Source organism: Ferrimonas pelagia (assembly GCF_039543565.1).
GTDB lineage: Bacteria > Pseudomonadota > Gammaproteobacteria > Enterobacterales > Shewanellaceae > Ferrimonas > Ferrimonas pelagia.
Genome location: NZ_BAABJZ010000106.1, coordinates 1 through 22201, shown reverse-complemented (window position 1 = coordinate 22201; position 22201 = coordinate 1). Strand labels below are relative to the sequence as shown.

Below are 22201 nucleotides of genomic sequence, written 5' to 3'. Positions count from 1 at the left end.
TAGCCAACAAAAGGAAATGATGATGAACATGTTAACCAAAGCCACCGTTCACACCCAGCTCTGGATTAATGACTTCCGCGCCATGCTCAAAGACGAGCGCGGTGTAACTGCAGTGGAATACGCCATTTTGGCCGTCGCCATGTCTGCGATGGTACTAGCGGTGTTTGTTACTGATGCAGCTGGTTTAAAATCAGCCTTAACAGGTGCAATAGCAACCATAACAACCAACATCACTAATGCAAACCCTTAAGCCGCATAGTTCTTTAGCATTATGTATGCCTACTTAGCGTTACTACTCGTGATTGCGATGACCGACGTTGTCGCAAGAACTATTCCCAATCGCAGCGTCCTGCTCCTGCTGCTGGTGCTGCTAATGGTGTTTGGCCTGCCCACTGGGCAGGCTTGCCTCCAAGCGATGGGATGCTTACTGCTTGGGCTGCTGCTGTTTCGCTATCGAGTTATCGGCGGGGGCGATGTCAAACTGCTGACCGTCATCGCCCTATTTATCGCCGCGCCCTACTTCACCCTGACCCTGCTGCTGATGGTCTGGGCGGGCGGTATCGTCGCTGGGTTGTGTTGGCTTGCCTGCATGATTCAGCAACGGCCTCGGGCCTACACCGTGCCCTATGCCGTCCCTATCTGCCTGGCAGGAACGTTCGGTCTGCTTGCTTCTGGCTAAGGAGTTACCGCCATGAGATCCAAACTGCTCATCCTCGTATCGCTGATCCTGGTCGGTATGAGTGCCTATGGCCTGTCCGGCCTGCTGCAACCCCAGCAGACGGCCCTCAATAATGAGGTCGAACGCGTCCCCACCGAACCGACGGTCACATACCGAGTCTGGTATGCCAAGCGCCCGCTTCAGCAGGGTGAGATCGCAAAGCGCGATCACTTGGCCATCAAGTCCATCAACCAAGCGGATGCCTTCGAGGCAGGCTTTGATGGCGATGTCGCGCTGGAGATCTGGCCGGATATGGTGGCACAGCATGACATCGCACAGGGCCGCTACGTGATCCAAAGTGACTTTGTCGCCCCCCATGAAGATGGCTACGTCGAGCTGACGCTGCGCGATGGCTATGTGCCCTTCCCAATCGAGGTGTCGGCCAGCGCGATCATCGGCGGGATCATCCGTCACGGCAGCGTCGTCGACATTGTTGCTATGTCTTCCACGCAAAACAATCTAGCGCGAGATCGCGAGGTGGGCAACAGCGACAAATCGCTAGAGCTGCGTCCGGTCCTTATCGAGGTACCGGTGCTGCAGGTGATAGAGCAAGAAGGCAGCAATAAGAAACCACCAAAAGTCAGCCTTATCCTCGAATTGACTCGTCGCCAGGTGGCCACCATGAGTATCGCACGGCAGTTGGCGTCGATAGAGGTGCACAAGTCCGTCGGTCAGAAAGGGGCTGAGGAGATGTTAGCCAACTCAGGTGACGTACTACCCAACTTCCGGGCCATCACCGAACTTCGGGCCGAAACCACGGTGATCAAGTAAACCACGGATCCAGTTTGTCAGTCTTCACGGAGCGAGTATGAAAGCGCTAAGGACCATCAGCCTGCTGTTGATCTTGATCGGAGCACCGATCGGTCACGCCATGCAGATACTCAATTTAAGCGAAGGCGGGGCCCACCCCCTCTCCTTCTCCAGTAACGTCGGGACGGTGTTTATTTCCGACACCCAAATAGCGGACTATCAGGTGGTCGACGCCAACCATGTGGTGATCTTCGGCAAACGATCCGGCGCCAGTGCGCTTATCGTTTACGACGAAAATGGCGAGACACTGCTGTCGCGGCATCTCGAGGTCAACAAAAGCCTGGTTTCCATCCAACAGCAGATCCAGCTGCGTTATCCCGACGCCAATGTCACCGTCTTCAACCTTGGCGAACAAACGGTGCTCAGTGGCAAAGTGGCCACCGAAAAAGACAAAGATGAGATCCATCAGTTAGTGGGCGAGCTCTTGGCCAAATCCCCAGCGGAAACCAAGTTCGAGTGGCAACCCGATGGTAGCCAAGGCTCCTCAAACTCTAACAGCTACCCATTACCGTTCTTGACCAAGCGCAGTTACCCGGGCCTCGTCAATCAGATCGAGGTCGCCATGACCCGCCAGGTCAACGTTAAACTGACCATCGCTGAAGTCTCTCACTCCTTTATGGAGAGCTTCGGGATCCAACTCGGCTCCGACGGCAACCCCGGCGTATTTATCGATCAGCTCACTAGCTTCAGCGCCAGCGACATCGTCTCCATCATCACGGCGATTGGAGACGACACGGTCGGGCAAATTCTTGCCGAGCCAAACCTCTCGGTGATCAGCAATGAAACCGCCAGCTTTCTGGTGGGGGGCGAGTTGCCTATCGTCACCATCGTCGATGGCGGCACTAATGTGGAATACAAGGAGTTCGGGGTCAAACTGGACGTGTCTGCCAAGGTGATGCGCGACGACAAAATCATGCTGGCCTTGATGCCTGAAGTCAGTGCGTTAGATACCCAATATTCCAACGAGCTTTACAGCTTGCCTGCGTTAAAAACCCGTCGAGCTCGAACCACCATCGAGCTGGCCGACGGCCAAAGCTTTATGCTCGCGGGTCTTATCAACTCAGAGGATAAGGAGCTGCTTCGTCGTATCCCCTTTATCGGCGATATCCCTGTGCTGGGCGCCCTATTCCGCCACACCTTAACCGAGCGCAGCAAAACCGAGCTGGTGATCGTCGCCACCGTCAACCTGATCCAACCGGTTGCCGCCACCCAGGTTCAACTGCCCTACATTCAGCGCTCCTCAACACTGCATCGCTTCTTTGGCGTCAAGGCCAAGCAGCGTCCCCAGCCTTGGGTTGAGGCCATTCTCTCGGACGGAGGCTTCAAATTATGAAACGGCTCCTAGTTACTTGGCTCCCAGCCCTCATTGTGCTCGCTGGATGCGGTGTCAGCCTAAATAGCGGCCCGGATATCAGCCTGCTGCCAGCAGACTATGAACTCAACCTGCTGATAGCCGATCCAGAGCAAGCGGAGCAAGTGTTGGACACCTTTACCGATCACCATTGGCCGATCATCGCTTCTCACTCGATATCGCTGCGCTGGCACTCCGTCACCGGAAAGACGCTCGCCAAGCGCTATGCCGACAAGCTCAATCAACGCGGGCTGTCTCGAGATCAGATCCACCTTAGCCAACGGCTGGAGCCACTTGAGAACAACGCCGATCTCCAGATAAGCACCTCGGCCTATATCGTCATCTCACCGATCTGTCAGCCAACCACCGTCGGAAAATTAAACTGGCAAGCGAATGTCGGCTGCTTTACCGAAGGCCTGCGCTGGAAATCGATGACAAGCCCAGAAAAAGCAGTATCAGAGAAATAGGTTGGAGACATCATGTTTAACCTCGCCGAATCCATCAACACCGAAACGCAAGCCAAGAGCGAGAGTGCCTTGACGGGTGCTCTATTTTACCAATCCCAGGCATGCCTAGAGTTCGTCGAAGAGGCCTTTCGTTTTGACGGTTTAACGCTCTCTATCTCTGAGTCGCTGCAAACCAACAACATTATAAAAATGAAAAAAAGCGAAGACTTGCAACTCGTTATCCTGGATTTGACGCAAGAGAAGGATGTCGCCACCGAAGCTGCAGAGCTCAGTAGCATTCTACCTGTCAATACCCGAGTCATTGTCTTGGGCTGTGAAAATAGCATCACCCTTATCCGTGAGCTGCGCGAGATGGGCCTGTATTACGTCCTTTGGCCCATCCCCCGCGATGACTTTCTGGGCTACCTGCAATCGACTTTCGACGAAGGTACCGACAAAAAAATCGGTTTACCGGTTCGAAAAGCCAAACGGATCCGATTGATCGGCGCCAAAGGTGGGGTCGGCACCACCGCGATCACCACTGAGCTCAGCAAGATATTGTCCCATCGCGGTCGATCCAGCTGCGTCATGGTCGACCATAACTACTGGGGCGGCAACTTCGACATCATGATGGGGATGACCGATTTTCAAAAGCGAAACCTCTCCCTGTCAACGGTCGGAACTGGACTCGATTCATCCGCGGCACACGGACTACTAAAGCGCTCCAATAGCTCACTTTCCGTGCTGTCGCTCGCCTCCGAGGAAAAGCGCTTGGGCGAAATGACCGATTACACCAGTGCTGTGATCAAAGAACTGACAACGGAATTTAACTTCGTGGTCGAGGACTTCCCTCTGTCCGTGGGATATCACAGTAACCATCTTACCGACAGTGCGGATAAGCTCGTCATTATCCTGTCCCCCACGGTATCGGCACTGCGCGATGCCGGTCGATTGCAGCAGTTCCTCAATAAATCGATTAATTCCGCCAAGATCACCATCGTGCTCAATTATATCTTCCCGCCTAAATTGGCAACGGTAACGCAAGCTGAGATCAAGGAGTATCTAAAACATGAGATTGATGTGGTGATCCCCTATACCAAGAACATCAATCAACTGGTCCTCGCCCAGGATGATAACAAGCTATTCCAATCCGGGTTTGGCCAGGCGGTTCAGAAGCTCGCAAACCATATTCTGGGTAGATCTTGTCAATCGCATCGTCGTGGAATATTCGGCCTCAAAGGGAGATAAACCATGGTCAACGCTAAGCACATATTTACCGTCGTCAGGGAGCATATCTTTCAGGCTCTTGAAGCTGAAGCCATCGAAAAGCTGTCGCGGGAACAGCTATCCAAACAGCTGGATAAAGCGGTTGAGCTTATCTTACAAAGAGAAGACTGGTCCGTTCCTCTGGCTGTTCGACAGGACTATGTCAAAAGTCTGTTGGACGAGCTGTTAGGGCTCGGTCCGCTGCAAGATCTAATGGACGATGACTCAGTTTCCGACGTCATGATCAACGGCCATCAAAGTGTCTTTATCGAACGCAAAGGCATGGTTGAAAAAACGCCGGTAGAGTTTGTCGACGAAAAGCAGTTGCTGACGATAGCCAAACGGATCGCCGGCCAGGTTGGCCGCCGGATCGACGACTCACAGGCGATGTGCGATGCCCGCCTTGTCGACGGTAGCCGCGTAAACATCATTATTCCTCCCCTTGCCATCGATGGCACGGTGATCTCCATCCGTAAGTTCAAAAAAGGCCGCTTTGGCCTCGACAAATATTGCGAATTTGGCTCAATGACACCTGAGATGGCCAAATTGCTCTCCATCGCCGCACGCTGCCGACTCAATATCTTGATCTCCGGCGGGACAGGCTCAGGGAAAACCACGCTATTAAACGCGCTCTCTGGCTATATCTCGGATAGAGAGCGCATCGTCACCATCGAAGATGCAGCAGAGCTGCAGCTACAACAGCCCCATGTCGTCCGACTCGAAACCCGCGCACCCAGTGTCGAAAACACCGGCGCCGTCAATCAACGCGATCTGGTGATCAATGCTCTACGGATGCGCCCAGATAGGATCATCGTTGGTGAGTGTCGGGGCGGTGAGGCGTTTGAGATGCTCCAAGCGATGAACACCGGGCACGATGGCTCGATGTCAACACTGCACGCCAACTCTCCCCGCGACGCCATTGCGCGGGTCGAATCCATGGTAATGATGGCCACCAACAATCTGCCTCTCGATGCTATCCGTCGCACCATCGTCAGCGCCATCGATCTGATCGTCCAGGTCAGCCGCCTGCACGATGGGTCGCGCAAGATAATGAACATTAGCGAGGTGATAGGGCTGGAGGGTGACAGCGTTGTATTGGAGGAGATCTATCGATTTGTCCCGAACCACAGCGCCAGCCCACAAAGCATGATCGCCGGAGATTTTGTCACCCACGGCCTAATGAAGCGCTCAGTCTTGCTTGAGAAATCTGCCTTTTTCGGTTTACACGCAGAGCTTACCAACGCGATGCGACCACAAATGGAGGCGGTATGATCTTCTACTTGTCGCTGCTGGCCCTCAGCCTCGTGTTGTTAGTGCTTGCGTGGCGCGACTCGAAAGTCAAACACCCCTATCTTGAAAGAGCCAAAACCGAGCTGCTTCACCATATGCAGGAGGATGAACTCGGTGTCAATTTTGCGGCACTCTACCATCGCAACTGGTGGCAGCAGCAGCTGGATGCCATCAACAACCTCTATCAACACATCGGCAAGCTGGCATGGCTTAAGATCCTAGTGACGGTCCTTGCCCTTGGACTGGTTTCCATCGAATTCAACCGCCGTTTTGTCCGAGGCGATCCGCTCCTTGTCGCGATGATAGTGATTATTGCTGGTCTTGGTTGTATCACGCTTTGGCTTAAAAAGCGTGAGTTTAATACCTTCAATCAAGCGTTCCCTGATGCACTAAATATGCTCGCCAGTGCCGTATCGTCCGGCGAAAGTTTGGTGCATGCCATCCGCTATGTCGGCGACACCATGACAGGCCCGGTAGGTAGCGAGTTTAAAAGGATGAGTCAGCGACTGCAGATCGGTGAAAACCCGGATGAGGTCTTTAGAAAATCGTGTCAACGCTTCCCCTATAACAACTTTTACTTCTTTGTTATCACGCTCAGAGCCAACATGAATCAGGGCGGTCAACTCAAAGAGATCATCTCTCGCCTAAACCGCCTCATGTTTAATGCGCGAACGATAGAAAAGAAAAAGCTGGCGCTCACATCTGAAGCGCGCGGCTCGGCCAAGATCGTCGCGGCCATCCCGTTTCTGTTTCTCATCATGATGCAGTACATCAGTCCCGAGAACTACGAGTTTGTCATGTTCAGTGAGGCTGGACGGCCGATCCTCTATTACGTGCTTATCAGTGAAGCGATTGGCCTTGGCATCATCACATTGCTAATGAAGGGAGTGAAGTGATCATGATTGATGTTGCCATGACGACGTTGAGTCAACTTTCCCCACGAGCTCAACTGACGTTAATGTTGTGTCTGCTTTTTACCGGCGTGATCTTAATGATGGTAATGACGGTTAACCTACTACGTCGTAACCAACAGTTGAGCCGCGCGGGCATTGATATAACACGATCAGACCAGTCTCCATTACAGCGTTCCGTCACACTGGTGACAAAAACCGCTGAAAATGTGCTGATGACCGATGAACAGGAGATGAAAGACAAATGGATAGCGGCCGGACTCTATGACACCCGCTTGTCAAAATACTTTGCTCCCATCAAGTATGGGCTCTTTCTCCTTGGGGTATTGGGCTACTATCTCTACTACGGCAAAGAAGCAGAGCTGCCCACCAACGTAATGGCCATTGCAGTTTGGTTGAGCCTAACCATTGTCGGTCCAGACTTTTACTTGAATGCAAAAAGAAATGCGTTAAAAAAGAAGCTCTCTGGACTTCTGCCCTACACTACTGATCTCATCGCTATCTGTGTTCAAAGTGGTATGACCATCGAGTCCTCTGTTCGGTATTTATCTCAAGAGCTAAGCCTATTTGACAAAGATCTCAGCTATTTGCTTAGTCGGCTCAATGACAAAGCAAAAATCGTAGGAATGGAGCTCGCCTTAGACGATCTTTATGAATTTGTACCAACACCCGAGTTTCGCTCCTTCGTCATGACGTTAAAACAGAGCCTTAAGTATGGTGCCAGTATCTACACCATATTAGTGACCCTAGCCGAGGACATCCGACAAGAGCAGATGTTGATTCTGGAAGAAAGAATAGGAAAGTTAGGCGCCAAGATGTCTATCCCTTTGATCCTGTTTGTCATGATGCCCGTCGTGATATTAGTGGCCGCCCCTGGCGTAATGAGGATGTTATCATGAAATGGCTTTATCTATTCACATCGTTTCTATTCTTGGCCGCCTGCAGTTCAACAACACCGGTCGCTAACTTGAACAAGGTCACCCCTGAGTTTATCGCCAGTGAAGAGGTGTATATCAAAAATAGCGACTACCACTCGCTCATAGAGTTGTATAAGTATCAACTTGAGAACGGCGAAAATCTTCATCTGCGCATTAAGCTCGTAGACAGCTACGTGCACGCTGGCGACATCGACTCAGCGCTATTTCATATGGAAGCGTTACCCGATGATTCAAAACCGATCAACCTGAACTTTACCAAAGCACAAGCCTTTTTCCACAATCATCAATTGCAAAAGGCTGAGCTGCATCTCCAGAAGGAACTCAAAGCCTTTCCTAAAAATGCACAAGCATACAACCTTTTCGGTGTGGTGTTAGCCTATCAGGGCGACTACGTGGATGCTCGACGTCAACTCAACCAAGCTCGCTCATTACACTTTAGCGATATAACCATTATAAATAACTTGGCGATGTTAGACATTCTTGAGTCCCGCTTTGATGACGCGGTAAAAAGACTGATGCCAATCTATGACAATGGCCTAGCCAATAAAAAGGTAAAGACCAATCTATTGGTTGCGCTCGCGATGACCAATGTCGACCACCCCTTTACTGAGCTAGCTAACGAGCAGTTCAAGTACGTTGACCAAAGTCAGATCCGCCATGAAATAAACCGTCTGTTCAGCAATAGAGAATCGGTAGCGCCATGAAAACCCATCATCGAGGTTCAATCACGGTTGAGTTTGCCATGGGCTTTTTTGCCTTTTGGCTATTGATCATGGCGTGGGTGGAGATGAGCTACTTGTCCTATGTCAATGGGCTGTCCGATCTGGCTATCGCTGAGGTGTCGCGCTCATCTAAGCGGCTCAATAGTGGGTATGGCGATCATTTTTTAGATCAACTCAATGACAGCAATGCGATCTGGTATTCACTCGTTGATAAAAACAAGTTTCGCCTGTCAGTTCGCCATTATGCCGATCTTATCGAGCTGTTTGATGATGCTATTGCCGAGGAGTGCCTGCCACTTGAGGACGAAACACTGGCCACCTGCGGCCAAGTCAACAACGGTGCCATCGCTATCTACAGCCTTTCCTACGACTTCAATAGCCTGTTTAGCTACTTTACGACTCAAGGCATTCCAATCACCCGAGAAGTCATCGTGGTACAAGAATATGAAAGAGATCAATTCCAGTTCGCCAATCAGTAAACGTAAGCTCCAAGGCTCCTTTACGGTTGAATTCGCCATTATTGCGGTGGTGTTCTCACTGATGCTGGCGTTCACCGGTGACATCGTCAGCAAGTTGTCGATGAGGGGGAAGTTGGACCGGCTCTCCTTTTCCGCTGTCGGTTTGCTCAAAGAACGAACCCAGCTCTACGACAGCGTAGATGAGCTAAATCAAGAGGACGTGGACAAGGTCCACCAACTGATTAAGCACTCGCTGCGCAGAACCACAGCAAGCTTCGACGAGCAGCGCTTGAGCGCCTACGTTGAAGAGCAGCTTTATAACGGCACAACACCATTGCCAGTCCGTTTTTACGTTCCAGGCACGGTTGCAGGACAAACAGCGGTTGCCACCTGCCTTCCATCTCAATCACTCGACCAGCGCCAACAACAACTGGGCGTTGTTACCAGCTGGGGCCGTAATGCTCGCTTGTATCGAGTCACACTCTGCTATGAAACCGGAAGTTGGTTTGGCGATCTGACCGGCTCTGACCAATATCGATATGTGGCATCCACTGCCGTGATCGTTGGGAGATAACTATGACTCGTTATGCCAGGCAGAAAGGGACCGCTACCATTCTCTTTGCTATCTTAATTCCCGCCTTGTTTGGGATGTTTGTGCTTGGGATCGACGGCGTAAAGGCATTGCAAGATAAGGCACGCCTCTTAGATGCCACAGAAGCCGCAAGCCTTGCGGTCTCAGCGAGAACCGTCGATGTTGATGACAGCACCGATCTTGAACTGGCTGAAACTCTGGTCAATGAATATCTACTGGAGTACATGCGTGACATCGTCAAAATAGAATCGACAAACATTATCAAAAAGCACTGCGATCAGATCCCTGAATGCCTTGCCAACTTACAACAAGGCGGACATCGCTATTTTCAGTATCAGGTAATCGCCCAAACCCAGCATCAACCTTGGTTTATCGGTGGATTACAGACTCTACCAGAAACCTACAGCGTCGCCGGTCGCTCCTTTGTCAACAAATACCAAAACCGAGCCATTGATGTCGCTTTTATTGCCGACTTCTCCGGCTCTATGCAGGATGAGTGGACAGGTGGCTCTAAAGAGAAATATCAGGACCTGTTTGATGTGGTCAGTGAGGTCATGGCCGAACTGCAAAAATACAATGACCTCGAAGCCGATGACACCAACCATGTGGCCTTTATTCCATATAATCGTTATACCAGCCCGGCAGAAGAGACCTTTAGTTACCCTAAAGATGGAAAGAGCGGAAACGATGAAGAGATGCGCCGATGCTATATGAGCTATGTCGTCCCGAATGGAAGTTCAACCATCACTATAAGCAATGCGACTAAGACCGCCAATAACTGGGACGAACCAAACTACTTCCGCCAAATAGAGTTAGGGAAAGATGACTTCAAAGATACGGCTGGTGGTTGCCGGCTCAATTACGAAAGTATTAGCAGTTCCAGCTCAAAAACGAACTACCAAAACCTGTACCTCAAGTCGAAATTTTGGGACATACCATTTACCGATAACTTTAAACAGGTCGAAGGCACCATACGCACCTTTGACCCTTGGTATGGCACTTCGTCCTACCAAGGACTGATCCGCGCCGCGCGACTATTTAAAGAACGGGTAGATGCAAACAAAGCCAACGATCAACGCTTGTTGATCATCCTATCCGACGGACAAGATAATTATCCGACGACCATGACACGCCTCAATGACGCTGGATTATGCGACGAGATCCGAGGCGCTTTAAGCGACCCACAAAAAGAGATAGAAGCCAAGATCGCCCTAATCGGCTTTGACTATAAAGTCGACTCAACCAACCCCGGGCTTCGCGCTTGTGTCGGTGAAGACAATGTTTATAAGGCCAATAATAGAGACGAGATTTTAAATACCATCCTTGAGCTGATCACCGAAGAGATCGGCCGACTTAGCCCAAGTACCTAACCATACATTTAGCAGGAGAAATCCAATGAAAACACTGTCCATCTGTGTTTTATCTCTTATTCCTGGACTTTGCTTGGCACAAGCCAATCACATACAGTATTGCGGCCAGGCAGACGGTGGGGGACATGAATACGTTGTCCGTATCAATACCGGTAGCGATGTGTTGCCGCATCAGGGTCAATTCATGCAAATTGAAACGACCACTTCCTATCAACCGACACAAGCCCTTGCCAGTGCACACGCCAGAATGGCAGTGAGCAGAGACGATTGCAGAGAATATGGTGAGATGGATGATGCGGTTCACGCACGCGTCTATTTCGATTTTGACCGCTCACAATTAACGCGAAGCTCTATCACGATCCTCAATCGGGTCGCAGAGCGAGAACACGCTCAGTCATCCTCTTTACAGTTGACGGGCCACACCGACGCCATTGGCAGCCCCGAATACAACCAAGCGTTAGGGCTGCGACGCTCCCATTCCGTTAACGACCACTTAGTCCAGCAGGGGATCAACGCCGAAAGGTTAACGTCGGACTCAAAGGGAATGTCCCAACCTATCGCGCCCAATAACACCGAGGCGGGCCGCAGCCAAAACCGCCGAGTGGAGATCATTAAAAAGCAATGAGACAGAGACAAGTAAAGCCAAAACAGCCACAGGCATTCATACGGTTTCAACCCGCCGTGTGAATGCCTAACGCCTCGTTCCGCTTGAAGTAAGCTACTGCGCAGCGCTCATATAGAAGACGTTGAGCTTGTTGCCGTCCAGATCGCGAAAATAGCCGGCGTAGAACCCCGACTCCCGCGGCCCCGCAGGGCCTTCACATTGCGCGCCCAACTCGATGGCTTTGCGGTAAACCGCATCGACCTTCGCCGGGGAATCCGCCGCTAACGCGACCATGGTGCCATTGCCCACACTCGCAGGCTCACCATTTTGAGGGTAGGTCAAACCTAGCCCAGCCTGATCTTCGCCTGCCATCCACGCAATATACTGCTCGGTGTCCAGAAAGCGTTTGCCGCCCAACTCCGCCAACAGTGCATCGTAAAACGCGGCAGCGCGAGGCAGATCATGGGTGCCCAAGGTTACGTATCCAATCATTCCATTCATCCTTGTGGTTTATGACGGTGAGTCAAAAACATAAAGAAAAGGACCGGCTCATGCCAGTCCTATTCTGTCGAGCTGCGCTCCGACCATTATCTACAGCGCCGCCACCACATCGGCCGCTTGCCGGATCGCCCGCTTGGCGTCCAGCTCTGCCGCCAGATCGGCCCCCCCGACCAACTGATAGGCGATCTGGTGCTGATCAAGCTCATCCGCCAAGCTTCGATTGGACTCTTGACCGGCGCACAGCACCACGGAATCGACGGCCAAGCACTGTGCTTTTCCATCCCGTTCGATGTGCAGCCCCTGCTCATCAAGCTTGTGGTAGCTGACGCCGATCAGGGTATTCACCCCTCTGTCCTTCAATACTGCGCGGTGGATCCACCCTGTGGTCTTACCCAGCCCCGCGCCAGGTTTGGTCGTTTTGCGCTGTAGCAGGAAGATCTCACGGGCCGATTCGAATGCCGAGCTATGACGCTCGGTCAGTCCGCCATTTTCCTCATAATCCAGATCGATCCCCCACTGGGCCAGCCACTGCTGCGGGTGCAAGGTCGGTGACTCATGGGGCTCTGACAGATACTCAGCCATATCGAACCCTATCCCACCTGCGCCGACCAAGGCCACGGAGCGGCCCACCTCGACCTCGCCACGTAGCACTTGTTGGTAGGTCACAGCACGCTCAACCCCGCTAAACTGGGGCACCCGCGGCGTCACGCCGGTGGCCAGCAAGACGCGATCAAAACCTTGCAGTGTGTCCGGACTGGCTTTGCAGTTGAGTTTGACCTCCACCCCAAATTTTTCCAACCGATGGCGGAAATACGCCAGGGTTTCCTGAAACTCCTCTTTACCCGGGATCTGCGCCGCCAGATTAAACTGTCCCCCCAGCTCAGCGCGTGCCTCAAACAGCACCACCTCAAAGCCCCGCTCTGCCGCGTAACAAGCGCTCGCCATCCCGGCAGGTCCTGCCCCAACCACGGCCACCCGTTGCCGCTTTTCGGCGGCGGGTAGGAACAGATCCGTCTCATAACACGCAAAGGGATTAACCAGACAAGTGGCGCGTTTCAGCTTAAAGGTATGGTCCAAACAACCCTGATTGCAGCCAATACACACATTGATATCGGCGCGCTCCCCGGCAGCCGCCTTGTTGACAAAATGGGGATCCGCCAGCAAGGGTCGCGCCATTGACACCATATCCGCCTGACCGCCTGCCAGGATCTGCTCGGCGATCTCTGGCGTGTTGATCCGGTTGGTCGCGATCACCGGCACGGATACGTGCTGACGCAGCCGCTCGGTGATCCCGGCGAAGACCGCTCGCGGCACACTGGTGGCAATGGTTGGCACCCGCGCTTCGTGCCAGCCGATCCCGGTATTGATGATGGTGACGCCCGCTTGCTCCAGCCATTTCGCCAGCTTCAGCACCTCATCCCAGTGATTACCGCCTTCGACCAGATCCAGCATCGACAACCGGAAGATCAGGATAAACTGTTCACCAACTTCATCGCGGATCGCCCGCACCGCCTCCAAAGCGAGTCGCGCCCTGTTTTCCAAACTGCCACCGTATTGATCTTGTCGGTGATTGGTATGGCGGCACAAAAACTGGTTAAGGAAATAGCCCTCTGAGCCCATCACCTCGACCCCATCATAGCCCGCTTTCTGCGCCAATTTGGCACTGCGGGCATAGTCACGCACCGTGCTTTTTATCGCGCCCAGACTCAATGCCTTAGGCTTGAATTTGGAAATGGGTGACTTAATCGCGCTCGGTGCCACGCAAAGCGGATGGTAACCATAGCGCCCGGCGTGCAGGATCTGCATACAGATCTTGCCCCCTTCTGCGTGTACCGCATCGGTGATCAGCCGATGTTTCTTCACCTGCCACGAAAAGGACAGCTGACTGGCGTGCGGATACAGCCGTCCTCGAAAGTTCGGCGAGATCCCACCCGTCACCATGAGGCCAACGCCGCCTTTCGCCCGCTCGGCGTAGAACGCGGCCAACTTGGCGAAGCCGCCTTTCTCCTCCTCAAGGCCAGTGTGCATCGATCCCATCAGCACACGATTTTTGAGTTGTGTGAAGCCCAAGTCCAGCGGTTCTAACAAATTGGGATAGCTCATGCTCTTCCTTAAACGACTGTTTGAAACTTGTGTTCCAGATTAGATCGAAGCAAAACTGACCACAAGTCCAGCACTGAATTATAAAGCGTTACAATTAGCACTCCCCTCGAGCGCCCGTCATGCGATAGCATACGTTTGACGCTTTATACGGACGGACATCATGTCGAAACAACCCTCAATGTTTATGCGATTCATCAAGTTGATTGGCTCGCTCCTTAATACCTTTCGGCGCATCGTCGTCAATCTGGTGTTTTTCATCTTCCTAGGCTTCCTCTTGGTGACCGTCAGCGGCGACGATCAGGCCAAACTGGAAGAAGGCGCAGCTCTGATCCTCGAGTTAGACGGGATCATCGTAGAGCAGAAACGACAGCTCGATCCGTTTGAGATGATCACCGGTAGCAGCTCCGATGGGCCACAGGAGATATTGCTGGCCGATCTGCTGTTTGCCATCGACCAGGCCGCAGCGGACTCACGCATAGGCGGCTTGGTTTTGCGTCCGGGGCAACTCGTCGCGGGACAGGCCAAACTGGATGACATTGGCAATGCTATCGACCGCTTTAAGCAAAGCGGCAAACCGGTATTAATGCAGGCCGGCTGGCTGGATCAGCGCAACTATTATCTGGCCAGTTTTGCCGATGAGATCCAGCTCAATCCCGGCGGCATGGTGTCGATTGAGGGGATGGGGATCTACCGCCTGTACTACAAAGAAGCCCTAGCCAAACTCAAGGTCAACACCCACCTCTTCCGCGTCGGCAAGTACAAATCCTTTGCCGAATCCTACACAGAGCAAGGCATGTCAGCGCCGGCCAAGGAAGCCAATGAAGCACTGTTGAACGATCTCTGGGGCAGCTACACCACCACCGTTGCCCAAAACCGCAATATCGAGTCTGCTCTACTGAACATGGATCTGGAACACTTGAGTTCAGTCCTGGCGGATCATCAAGGTGACTTTGCCGAAATGGCACTGCAAACCGGCCTGATCGATCAGCTTTATACCGACATCCAGATGCGAGAGGATCTGTTTGCCCGATTCGGTGCCAGCAGCGCCGACAAAAAGGAATTGCGAGCCATTGGCCTGAACGGCTATTTGGGTCACGTCAAACCGATGCTGGAGCCCAATAGCGAGGATCAGATCGGGATCGTCGTTGCCAAGGGCACCATTCTTAATGGCGAACAACCGGCCGGCACCATCGGCGGGATCAGCACCGCACGCCTGCTGCGCGAAGCTCGTCAAGATGACAAGATCAAGGCCGTGGTACTGCGCATCGACAGTGGCGGCGGCAGTGCCTACGCCTCAGAGCAGATCCGCCAGGAAGTACTGGCACTGCAAGAGGCGGGCAAACCCGTGGTCGCGTCGATGGGCAGCGTGGCCGCGTCCGGCGGTTACTGGATAGCCGCCAACGCCGATCATATCTACGCGCAAACCAATACCATCACCGGCTCCATCGGGATCATCAGCCTGATCACCACCTTCGAAGAGGCCGCTGAAGCCATCGGAGTCAGCGCCGATGGTGTCGGCACCACAGAAATGGCCGGACTCAGCGTGTTGCGCCCGCTGCCCGACAGCTTTAAGCGGATCCTCCAACTCAACATGAATAAAGGCTATCAAGATTTTATTGATCTGGTGGCCAATGCCCGTGATATGAGCCTCGAAGAGGTGGATGCCGTCGCACAGGGCCGCGTGTGGAGCGGCAGTGCGGCGCTGGAATTAGGCCTCGTGGATGAATTGGGTGGCCTGCAACAGGCCATCGATACCGCCGCCGCCCTGACGCAACTGGACGATTTTGAACAACGGGTGATCGGACCTAAACTGAGCCCGGAGCAGGAGTTTCTGCAGCATATCTTTGGCACGGTACAGGCTTGGCTGCCGAGCCGGGATGTGTCCAGTATAGAGATCTTGGCGCAGCAATTGCTCGCGCCGTTCCAACTGCAGATGCAACTGGATGATCCCAAACACATCTATATGCTCTGTCTTGAGTGTGAAACCAGCTTGTGATCCCTCCCCTGCCCGGCTTGCGCCGGGCTTTCTTTTCCCGCCTTCACCGCTATAATCGCGCCATCTAAAGTTTCAGGATCTCCTCAGATGCAACGCAAACGGATCTATGTCGCGTACACCGGCGGCACCATTGGCATGCAACGTACCGAACACGGTTTCGCGCCGGTGACCGGCTTTCTTACAGAGAGTGTGCAGGCCAACCCCGAATTCTTCCGGGCAGAGATGCCAGAATTTGAGATCCACGAATACGATCAGCTGATCGATTCCTCCAACATGAGTCCCGATGACTGGCAGTTGATCGCCGATGATATCCAAGCCCATTACGATCAGTTCGATGGCTTTGTGATCCTACACGGCACCGATACCATGGCGTTCACCGCCTCGGCGCTGTCCTTTATGCTCGACGATCTGAACAAACCGGTGATCGTCACCGGCTCACAGATCCCGCTGGCGCAGCTGCGCTCCGACGGCCAGCAAAACCTGCTCAATGCCCTATATATCGCGGCCAACTACCCGATCGCCGAAGTCTGCTTGTTCTTCAACAATGTGCTGTTGCGCGGCAATCGCAGTACCAAGGTGCATGCCGACGGCTTTGCCGCGTTCGACAGCCCGAACATGGATCCGCTGCTTGAAGCGGGGATCGCCATCCGCATGGGCAAAGATCCGATCGCACCGGTCGCTGGCCGAGAGTTAACCGTACACCCCATCACACCTCAAGCCATCGGCGTGGTAACGCTCTACCCGGGGATCAGCACCGAAGTGATCGCCAATATGCTGCAGCAGCCCGTTAAAGCCTTGATCCTGCTCTCGTATGGCGTCGGTAATGCCCCTGAGCGTGCCGACCTGCTCAATCTCTTGGAGCAGGCGAAGCAACGGGAGATCTTGGTGATCAACCTGACACAATGCCTGCAAGGCAAAGTGAATATGGCAGGGTACGCCACCGGCAACGCCCTTTCCCGCTCAGGTGTGATCTCAGGTTTTGATATGACCACCGAAGCGGCGCTGACCAAGTTGCACTATTTGCTGTCTCAGCCACTGAGCTTTGCGCAGCGTCAGCAGTTAATGCAGCAATCACTGCGCGGTGAGCTTAGCCAGTAGGCGCACCACACCGCCTGTGCCTTGAACTCAGCCAATCTAGCGCGCGCAGCGCAGCCAAAAACTGCCATGAAAAAAGCGCCTCTCGGCGCTTTTTTGTTGGCATACCCTATTCGGGCTTGAACCGGGCTATCGGCGTTTCATTAAACTGCCGTTTTAGCTCGGCTTTGGACAGGTGATTGAGCTCCCCACCCTTTGCCACCGTCAGGTGCTGGGTCTGATCGGCATATTTTGCCTGCCAGAGTATGACCGCCTGCATCGCACTGTCACGCTGTGCTTGAGTTAACACTCGACCATCCGGCCATTTCCCCAATTCGATGGCGCTTTGCAAGCGCGCGACCATCTCCTGGGTTAATCCATCAACAGTTTGCTGAAAATCCATTTAACGTTTCCTTTTGGCGATGATCCCTCGCACCCGGGTGATCAGGTAAAAGATAGAGCCCGCCGCCATCGAGGTAACGCCGACGGTTTCACGCCAGCCTTGCGCGGCTTCTCCCCCCCACCACCAGACAGCAAAGCCGCCGACCAAGAAAAACATGGCGATGAAGCTGTGGGTCATCAATTGTTGTTCATTATTGATCGCCTTCATTCGCTCGGCACGCTCTAGTGCAGCCGGATCGGTCGAAAGACTTTGCTGGCAATGAGGGCAATGTGGGGATTTATCAGAAATGCGTTTGCCGCAGGCGGCACATCGGATCAACGCCATTGGGCACTCCGTGTTGAGAGATTTTGGGCCAATATACTGGCACAGCGTCGCAAAAACAAAAGTGCGCTATTCGACACCGTACCAAGCTAGGTACAGCGACAGCATCCAACCCGGCATATAGCCGGTACGCCGCGCCGCGATCCGCCCGTGCGAGTCAATGATGATATAGCTAGGGAAAGCCAAGATATTAAACTCTCCCGCCAAGGCTGGGTTACCGAGTAACACCTGGTTAGGAGCGGCCCCTTCGCCCACAAATACCCGAACTTCTTCCACTGACTGATAGGACAATGCGATTGAAACCACATTATTGTAATCCGCGTGGCGACTGTTGATGTCCTCAATCGTTATTGAGCAGATCCGGCACCAGGGAGCAAAGAGATAAATTAATTGAGCACGACCGTCCGACGGTAAGAACTCTCGCCCGCCTTGAAGATCATTGAGCTCATAATGGCTGATTGGTGCTCCAACAGGGATCATCCCATGCGCACGCCACTGGCCGGTTAACCAGAAGCCGACAGCAAGGATCGTACTGTAGATCACCATGTTTTGAAGAAGTTTATCCATCGATAAAAAAACCAGCTCCGAAAGAGCTGGCCTCTAACTGGTGCTTAACGGCGATTATGGCAGTGACAAGGCATTAACACCTAGCATTTTTTGCATAACCTGAACCACTTGGCAACTGTAACCAAATTCATTGTCATACCAGACATAAAGTACCGTCCGATCCTCTTCGACAATGGTCGCTTCAGAATCGATGATCCCGGCGAATCGACTGCCAACCAGATCGGTCGAGACCAATTCGGTAGAGGTGGTGTAATCCACCTGATTTTGCAAATCAGAGTGCAACGCAACCCAGCGTAAATATTCATTCATCTCTTCCCGAGTGGTCTGCTGCCCTAGGTTCAGATTCATGATGGCCATCGAAACGTTCGGCGTGGGCACCCGGATCGCGTTGCCGGTCAGTTTCCCCTTCAGCTCTGGAAAGGCCTTCGCAACCGCCTTGGCGGCACCGGTCGAGGTGATCACCATATTCAGTGGTGCGCTGCGGCCACGGCGATCGGCTTTGTGATAATTGTCGATCAAGTTCTGATCGTTGGTGTAGGAGTGCACCGTTTCAACGTGACCGCTGTTGATCCCGAATTTGTCATACACACTTTTCAGTACCGGCGTAATGGCGTTGGTGGTACAGGAGGCGGCCGAGATGATCCGATCATCTTCCAACACTTGATCATCATTCACACCAAAGACCACATTCTTTATCTCGCCTTTGGCTGGCGCGGTCAGCAAAACCTTTGCTACCCCTTTGGACTGCAAGTGCTGGCCCAAACCCTCTTCATCGCTCCAGATCCCGGTGTTATCGACAACCAGCGCATTATCGATCCCATGCGCGGTGTAATCGACCTGATCCGGGCTGTTGGCGTAGATCACCTGAATGTAGGTGCCATTGGCGATCAACGCATTGTTCTCAGCATCCACCTCAATGGAGCCATTGAACGGACCATGAATGGAATCACGGCGAAGCAGGCTTGCACGTTTCTCCAGGTCGCCTTCACGACCGCCACGGACCACGATCGCCCGTAAACGCATGGTATTGGACACACCGGTGCGCTCAATCAACAACCGAGCCAGCAAGCGACCGATCCGACCAAAGCCATACAGCACCACATCCCGAGGGGCCAACACCTTATCGACCGCAGGTGCTAATTGTTCGGCCATATAGGCTTCGATCTCGGAGGCATCGCCGTGATTACGCCAATAGCTGACCGCCATCTTGCCAATATCCACCCGCGCATGCTTCACATTCAAACGACTTAACGCTTCAATAAAGGGAAAGCTCTCGCGCAAGCGCAACTTGCTGCCTTCGTATTTCTTCACCAACCGATGCGCTTTGGTGATATCGATGGTCGAGGCATTCAACAAAGGCCTTCCGTAGATCAGCACCTCGACACCTTGGTTTCGGTACAACTTACCGATCAAAGGCTGCATCGCCTCCGCCAATTCAAAACGCTCTTGCCAGCTTTGAAGGTATTTATCCGCGGTCATTTTGCATCATCCTAAAATACGCCCATGAGGTTGGGACAGCTACAGAAAATTGGCTATGGACTCGAGTTCGTACCCACAAATCAAACCCATGAATGGCCAGTTTTTATCCATCCATTCTACAAATATCTCGGGAAGCAATCCACCACCGCCTCAAACGCTAAGCCGTTACAAAATAACGAAAAATCTCCAAGCGCCGAGCGTCCTGTAATTATATAACCCCATCCTTTTCGTAAGCCGATCCCGGTCGACACGGAACCTCATCAACGTCCCTGTCTCGGATATCGCCTCGAACAATGGTTGCCTCCGGCGCTGAGCCGCAAGGCGATCTCCCCCAGCCTGTTGCTCGCCTCGGTCAACGCCAGCAGAATCTGCGCAACGCACCGAACCAAGCGATCTGCCCATCGCCGCGTTCCCCATGACGTCCGCAGGAGTCGGTCACTAGTGGCTCATCGCCCTCAATCCCTTCAGACCGCATCCAACTGACTTGCACTCCGAACAAGTCTCGAAAATAATATTAAACTCATTCGCTTATGCTTAAGGTTTGCTCACAAATGGCGCAGCGCTATGTACTGAATACCGCCAACTCGAGAGGCCGGACGGCCTTGCCGCACAGCGAGCGTGCGATCCACCATTGTGCCTAGCGCCCAGTATCGGCTGATGCATGAAGCCCTTGATCTGCACCAGCACCCAACACGGCTGTGGCCGACGACCAAGCACGATGCGGCGAACTCCCCACGGCTAGGACAACGGCAGCAACCCATGATGAGGGAGCCGCGCGGTGCCGGTTGAGTGCCATTTCATTTCGACATAACCACTCGCCTCCCTCCGCGCTCACGACCATCACAACACATTGAAGAAACGTTCAAAATGTAAGTTACTTACATTTTGTTTGCGCAAAGCGTAATCGGAGCCCAGGCTCAACCCGGAAAATTTCCACTTCTTCGCATAAAACTGGCTAAGCCCTGTACTAAAGTTGATTAACTGGCCAGAACACCGAATTTTTTTTGTTTGATTACAAACAATTTGCGGTGTGTCGCTTTGCTACGCGCCTTATCTATTGTAAATTTACAACATAATGAACTGCTAACTTAAAAACTAGGACTCCTTGTATGATTAAGGTTGCCATTAACGGTTACGGCCGTATCGGTCGTAACGTTGTACGTGCTCTGTACGAGAGCAACAAAGACTACCCAATCCAGATCGTTGCCATCAACGACTTGGGTGACGCAGCGATCAACGCTCACCTGACCAAGTACGACACCGTACACGGTCGCTTTAACGCGGACGTTGAGCAAGTAGAAGACGGCATCAAGATCAATGGCGATCTGATCAAAACCTTCTCCCAGCGTAACCCTGCCGATCTGCCATGGGCCGAGCTGGGTGTGGACGTGGTATTCGAATGTACCGGGATCTTCACAACCAAAGAGAAAGCCTCTGCCCACATCGCTGCGGGTGCCAAGAAGGTGATCATCTCTGCTCCTGGTAAAGAAGTAGACGCGACTGTTGTTTACGGCGTAAACCAAGATGTGTTGACCTCTGACATGACCGTTATCTCTAACGCGTCCTGTACCACCAACTGCTTGGCCCCATTCGCCAAAGCACTGCACGATGCCGTTGGTATCGAGAACGGTCTGATGACCACCGTTCACGCTTACACCAACGATCAACGTCTGTCTGACGTTTACCACACCGATCTGCGTCGCGCCCGTGCTGCTGCGTCCAACATGATCCCAACTGCGACCGGCGCTGCTGCCGCTGTTGGTCTGGTTATTCCAGAGCTGGCTGGCAAACTGGACGGCGGTGCGGTACGTGTACCAACCCTGAACGTTTCTGTTGTTGACCTGTCTTTCGTTGCTAAGCAAGACACCTCTGTTGAAGAGATCAACGCCATCGTTGAGAAAGCTGTTGCGGCTAACCCTGTACTGGCTGAAGTTCTGTACGTAAACCACGAGCCGCTGGTTTCCTCTGACTTCAACCACTGCCCAGCGTCTTCCGTATTCGACGCCACCCAGACCCGCGTAAACGGCCGTCTGGTTAAGGTTATGTCCTGGTACGACAACGAGTGGGGCTTCTCCAACCGTATGTTGGACAACGCCGTTGCTCTGATGACTGCTAAGTAAGTCGTCCGTCACGAATAATGAAAAGCACCGCTTCGGCGGTAATGCCAGTCAGTTAAGCTGACTGGCATTTTTCTTTCGTGGTCGCCGAACTGCGTATTTCTGGGGACGACGCTTCACAGCTCGAGGGTAATGGCGCTCTCGCCGGATTGGCAGTACAAAGG

The 22201-nt window shown here is 53.0% G+C and carries 23 protein-coding genes; 17 read left to right on the top strand and 6 right to left on the bottom strand.

Annotation, left to right across the window (positions count from 1 at the left end; translation table 11 throughout):
* Positions 1 to 22: 22 nt before the first annotated feature.
* Genes ABEA08_RS20770 through ABEA08_RS20705 form a run of 14 tightly spaced genes read left to right on the top strand, consistent with a single transcriptional unit; the run spans position 23 to position 11497 of the window.
* Positions 23 to 250 carry a Flp family type IVb pilin gene (locus tag ABEA08_RS20770; protein WP_345337361.1) on the top strand — a complete coding sequence of 76 codons (228 nt, stop codon included), beginning with the start codon at positions 23 to 25 and terminating at the stop codon, positions 248 to 250.
* A 21-nt stretch (positions 251 to 271) separates the two neighbouring features.
* Positions 272 to 679 carry a prepilin peptidase gene (locus ABEA08_RS20765; protein WP_345337360.1) on the top strand — a complete coding sequence of 136 codons (408 nt, stop codon included), beginning with the start codon at positions 272 to 274 and terminating at the stop codon, positions 677 to 679.
* A gap of 12 nt (positions 680 to 691) precedes the next feature.
* Positions 692 to 1489, top strand: a complete 798-nt coding sequence (cpaB, locus tag ABEA08_RS20760) for a Flp pilus assembly protein CpaB (protein ID WP_345337359.1) — start codon at positions 692 to 694, stop codon at positions 1487 to 1489.
* Positions 1490 to 1526: 37 nt separating this feature from the next.
* Positions 1527 to 2861: a type II and III secretion system protein family protein gene (locus ABEA08_RS20755; protein ID WP_345337357.1), complete on the top strand. Its 1335-nt coding sequence runs from the start codon at positions 1527 to 1529 to the stop codon at positions 2859 to 2861.
* On the top strand, positions 2858 to 3346 hold the full coding sequence (locus tag ABEA08_RS20750) for a hypothetical protein (protein WP_345337356.1): 489 nt from the start codon (positions 2858 to 2860) through the stop codon (positions 3344 to 3346). The genes ABEA08_RS20755 and ABEA08_RS20750 overlap by 4 nt, the downstream gene beginning before the upstream one ends.
* 12 nt (positions 3347 to 3358) lie before the next feature.
* Positions 3359 to 4573 carry a CpaE/TadZ family protein gene (locus ABEA08_RS20745; protein ID WP_345337355.1) on the top strand — a complete coding sequence of 405 codons (1215 nt, stop codon included), beginning with the start codon at positions 3359 to 3361 and terminating at the stop codon, positions 4571 to 4573.
* A 3-nt stretch (positions 4574 to 4576) separates the two neighbouring features.
* The gene (locus tag ABEA08_RS20740) at positions 4577 to 5863 is read left to right on the top strand and encodes a TadA family conjugal transfer-associated ATPase (RefSeq protein ID WP_345337354.1); all 1287 of its coding nucleotides are present in this window, start codon (positions 4577 to 4579) and stop codon (positions 5861 to 5863) included.
* Positions 5860 to 6777, top strand: coding sequence for a type II secretion system F family protein (locus tag ABEA08_RS20735; RefSeq protein WP_345337353.1), 918 nt, complete (start codon positions 5860 to 5862; stop codon positions 6775 to 6777). The genes ABEA08_RS20740 and ABEA08_RS20735 overlap by 4 nt, the downstream gene beginning before the upstream one ends.
* A gap of 2 nt (positions 6778 to 6779) precedes the next feature.
* Positions 6780 to 7691: a type II secretion system F family protein gene (locus ABEA08_RS20730; protein ID WP_345337352.1), complete on the top strand. Its 912-nt coding sequence runs from the start codon at positions 6780 to 6782 to the stop codon at positions 7689 to 7691.
* The gene (locus ABEA08_RS20725; RefSeq protein WP_345337351.1) at positions 7688 to 8434 is read left to right on the top strand and encodes a hypothetical protein; all 747 of its coding nucleotides are present in this window, start codon (positions 7688 to 7690) and stop codon (positions 8432 to 8434) included. The genes ABEA08_RS20730 and ABEA08_RS20725 overlap by 4 nt, the downstream gene beginning before the upstream one ends.
* A gap of 38 nt (positions 8435 to 8472) precedes the next feature.
* Positions 8473 to 8931: a pilus assembly protein gene (locus tag ABEA08_RS20720; RefSeq protein ID WP_425557393.1), complete on the top strand. Its 459-nt coding sequence runs from the start codon at positions 8473 to 8475 to the stop codon at positions 8929 to 8931.
* Entirely contained in the window at positions 8897 to 9484 is a 588-nt protein-coding gene (gene tadF / locus ABEA08_RS20715) for a tight adherence pilus pseudopilin TadF (RefSeq protein WP_345337349.1), read from the top strand. Before ABEA08_RS20720 ends, tadF begins: the two co-directional genes overlap by 35 nt.
* A gap of 2 nt (positions 9485 to 9486) precedes the next feature.
* Positions 9487 to 10872, top strand: a complete 1386-nt coding sequence (locus ABEA08_RS20710; RefSeq protein WP_345337348.1) for a TadE/TadG family type IV pilus assembly protein — start codon at positions 9487 to 9489, stop codon at positions 10870 to 10872.
* A 25-nt stretch (positions 10873 to 10897) separates the two neighbouring features.
* Positions 10898 to 11497 carry an OmpA family protein gene (locus tag ABEA08_RS20705; RefSeq protein ID WP_345337347.1) on the top strand — a complete coding sequence of 200 codons (600 nt, stop codon included), beginning with the start codon at positions 10898 to 10900 and terminating at the stop codon, positions 11495 to 11497.
* A 93-nt stretch (positions 11498 to 11590) separates the two neighbouring features.
* Here ABEA08_RS20705 and ABEA08_RS20700 read toward each other — a convergent pair whose 3' ends face one another.
* The gene (locus ABEA08_RS20700) at positions 11591 to 11968 is read right to left on the bottom strand and encodes a VOC family protein (RefSeq protein WP_345337346.1); all 378 of its coding nucleotides are present in this window, start codon (positions 11966 to 11968) and stop codon (positions 11591 to 11593) included.
* A 99-nt stretch (positions 11969 to 12067) separates the two neighbouring features.
* The gene (locus ABEA08_RS20695) at positions 12068 to 14080 is read right to left on the bottom strand and encodes an oxidoreductase (protein ID WP_345337345.1); all 2013 of its coding nucleotides are present in this window, start codon (positions 14078 to 14080) and stop codon (positions 12068 to 12070) included.
* A 160-nt stretch (positions 14081 to 14240) separates the two neighbouring features.
* Between ABEA08_RS20695 and sppA the strand changes: the two genes are divergently transcribed.
* Both sppA and ansA read left to right on the top strand, forming a co-directional pair.
* Complete coding sequence (sppA, locus tag ABEA08_RS20690; protein ID WP_345337343.1) at positions 14241 to 16076, top strand: signal peptide peptidase SppA; 1836 nt, start codon at positions 14241 to 14243, stop codon at positions 16074 to 16076.
* 87 nt (positions 16077 to 16163) lie between these two features.
* Positions 16164 to 17174 (top strand): asparaginase, encoded by a 1011-nt coding sequence (gene ansA / locus ABEA08_RS20685; RefSeq protein ID WP_345337341.1) that lies wholly within the window; start codon positions 16164 to 16166, stop codon positions 17172 to 17174.
* A 106-nt stretch (positions 17175 to 17280) separates the two neighbouring features.
* On the opposite strand, the gene ABEA08_RS20680 is transcribed toward ansA, so the two are convergent.
* The 4 genes from ABEA08_RS20680 to ABEA08_RS20665 all read right to left on the bottom strand — a co-directional run bounded on the left by ABEA08_RS20680 (position 17281) and on the right by ABEA08_RS20665 (position 19920).
* Positions 17281 to 17553, bottom strand: a complete 273-nt coding sequence (locus ABEA08_RS20680) for a YeaC family protein (RefSeq protein ID WP_345337340.1) — start codon at positions 17551 to 17553, stop codon at positions 17281 to 17283.
* Positions 17554 to 17877, bottom strand: coding sequence for a zinc ribbon domain-containing protein (locus ABEA08_RS20675; protein WP_345337339.1), 324 nt, complete (start codon positions 17875 to 17877; stop codon positions 17554 to 17556).
* Between the two features lie 66 nt (positions 17878 to 17943).
* Entirely contained in the window at positions 17944 to 18441 is a 498-nt protein-coding gene (locus tag ABEA08_RS20670) for a TlpA family protein disulfide reductase (protein ID WP_345337338.1), read from the bottom strand.
* Between the two features lie 54 nt (positions 18442 to 18495).
* The gene (locus tag ABEA08_RS20665; RefSeq protein WP_345337336.1) at positions 18496 to 19920 is read right to left on the bottom strand and encodes a glyceraldehyde-3-phosphate dehydrogenase; all 1425 of its coding nucleotides are present in this window, start codon (positions 19918 to 19920) and stop codon (positions 18496 to 18498) included.
* Positions 19921 to 21029: 1109 nt separating this feature from the next.
* Between ABEA08_RS20665 and gap the strand changes: the two genes are divergently transcribed.
* Positions 21030 to 22040 carry a type I glyceraldehyde-3-phosphate dehydrogenase gene (gene gap / locus ABEA08_RS20660; RefSeq protein ID WP_345337334.1) on the top strand — a complete coding sequence of 337 codons (1011 nt, stop codon included), beginning with the start codon at positions 21030 to 21032 and terminating at the stop codon, positions 22038 to 22040.
* The last annotated feature ends 161 nt before the right edge of the window (positions 22041 to 22201 follow it).

Excerpts from the sequence above, each read along its gene's own strand:
- ABEA08_RS20770 (WP_345337361.1), top strand. The coding sequence starts at position 23 with ATGAACATGTTAACCAAAGCCACCGTTCACACCCAGCTCTGGATTAAT.
- ABEA08_RS20765 (WP_345337360.1), top strand. The coding sequence starts at position 272 with ATGTATGCCTACTTAGCGTTACTACTCGTGATTGCGATGACCGACGTT.
- cpaB (WP_345337359.1), top strand. The coding sequence starts at position 692 with ATGAGATCCAAACTGCTCATCCTCGTATCGCTGATCCTGGTCGGTATG.
- ABEA08_RS20755 (WP_345337357.1), top strand. The coding sequence starts at position 1,527 with ATGAAAGCGCTAAGGACCATCAGCCTGCTGTTGATCTTGATCGGAGCA.
- ABEA08_RS20750 (WP_345337356.1), top strand. The coding sequence starts at position 2,858 with ATGAAACGGCTCCTAGTTACTTGGCTCCCAGCCCTCATTGTGCTCGCT.
- ABEA08_RS20745 (WP_345337355.1), top strand. The coding sequence starts at position 3,359 with ATGTTTAACCTCGCCGAATCCATCAACACCGAAACGCAAGCCAAGAGC.
- ABEA08_RS20740 (WP_345337354.1), top strand. The coding sequence starts at position 4,577 with ATGGTCAACGCTAAGCACATATTTACCGTCGTCAGGGAGCATATCTTT.
- ABEA08_RS20735 (WP_345337353.1), top strand. The coding sequence starts at position 5,860 with ATGATCTTCTACTTGTCGCTGCTGGCCCTCAGCCTCGTGTTGTTAGTG.
- ABEA08_RS20730 (WP_345337352.1), top strand. The coding sequence starts at position 6,780 with ATGATTGATGTTGCCATGACGACGTTGAGTCAACTTTCCCCACGAGCT.
- ABEA08_RS20725 (WP_345337351.1), top strand. The coding sequence starts at position 7,688 with ATGAAATGGCTTTATCTATTCACATCGTTTCTATTCTTGGCCGCCTGC.
- ABEA08_RS20720 (WP_425557393.1), top strand. The coding sequence starts at position 8,473 with ATGGGCTTTTTTGCCTTTTGGCTATTGATCATGGCGTGGGTGGAGATG.
- tadF (WP_345337349.1), top strand. The coding sequence starts at position 8,897 with ATGAAAGAGATCAATTCCAGTTCGCCAATCAGTAAACGTAAGCTCCAA.
- ABEA08_RS20710 (WP_345337348.1), top strand. The coding sequence starts at position 9,487 with ATGACTCGTTATGCCAGGCAGAAAGGGACCGCTACCATTCTCTTTGCT.
- ABEA08_RS20705 (WP_345337347.1), top strand. The coding sequence starts at position 10,898 with ATGAAAACACTGTCCATCTGTGTTTTATCTCTTATTCCTGGACTTTGC.
- ABEA08_RS20700 (WP_345337346.1), bottom strand. The coding sequence starts at position 11,968 with ATGATTGGATACGTAACCTTGGGCACCCATGATCTGCCTCGCGCTGCC.
- ABEA08_RS20695 (WP_345337345.1), bottom strand. The coding sequence starts at position 14,080 with ATGAGCTATCCCAATTTGTTAGAACCGCTGGACTTGGGCTTCACACAA.
- sppA (WP_345337343.1), top strand. The coding sequence starts at position 14,241 with ATGTCGAAACAACCCTCAATGTTTATGCGATTCATCAAGTTGATTGGC.
- ansA (WP_345337341.1), top strand. The coding sequence starts at position 16,164 with ATGCAACGCAAACGGATCTATGTCGCGTACACCGGCGGCACCATTGGC.
- ABEA08_RS20680 (WP_345337340.1), bottom strand. The coding sequence starts at position 17,553 with ATGGATTTTCAGCAAACTGTTGATGGATTAACCCAGGAGATGGTCGCG.
- ABEA08_RS20675 (WP_345337339.1), bottom strand. The coding sequence starts at position 17,877 with ATGGCGTTGATCCGATGTGCCGCCTGCGGCAAACGCATTTCTGATAAA.
- ABEA08_RS20670 (WP_345337338.1), bottom strand. The coding sequence starts at position 18,441 with ATGGATAAACTTCTTCAAAACATGGTGATCTACAGTACGATCCTTGCT.
- ABEA08_RS20665 (WP_345337336.1), bottom strand. The coding sequence starts at position 19,920 with ATGACCGCGGATAAATACCTTCAAAGCTGGCAAGAGCGTTTTGAATTG.
- gap (WP_345337334.1), top strand. The coding sequence starts at position 21,030 with ATGATTAAGGTTGCCATTAACGGTTACGGCCGTATCGGTCGTAACGTT.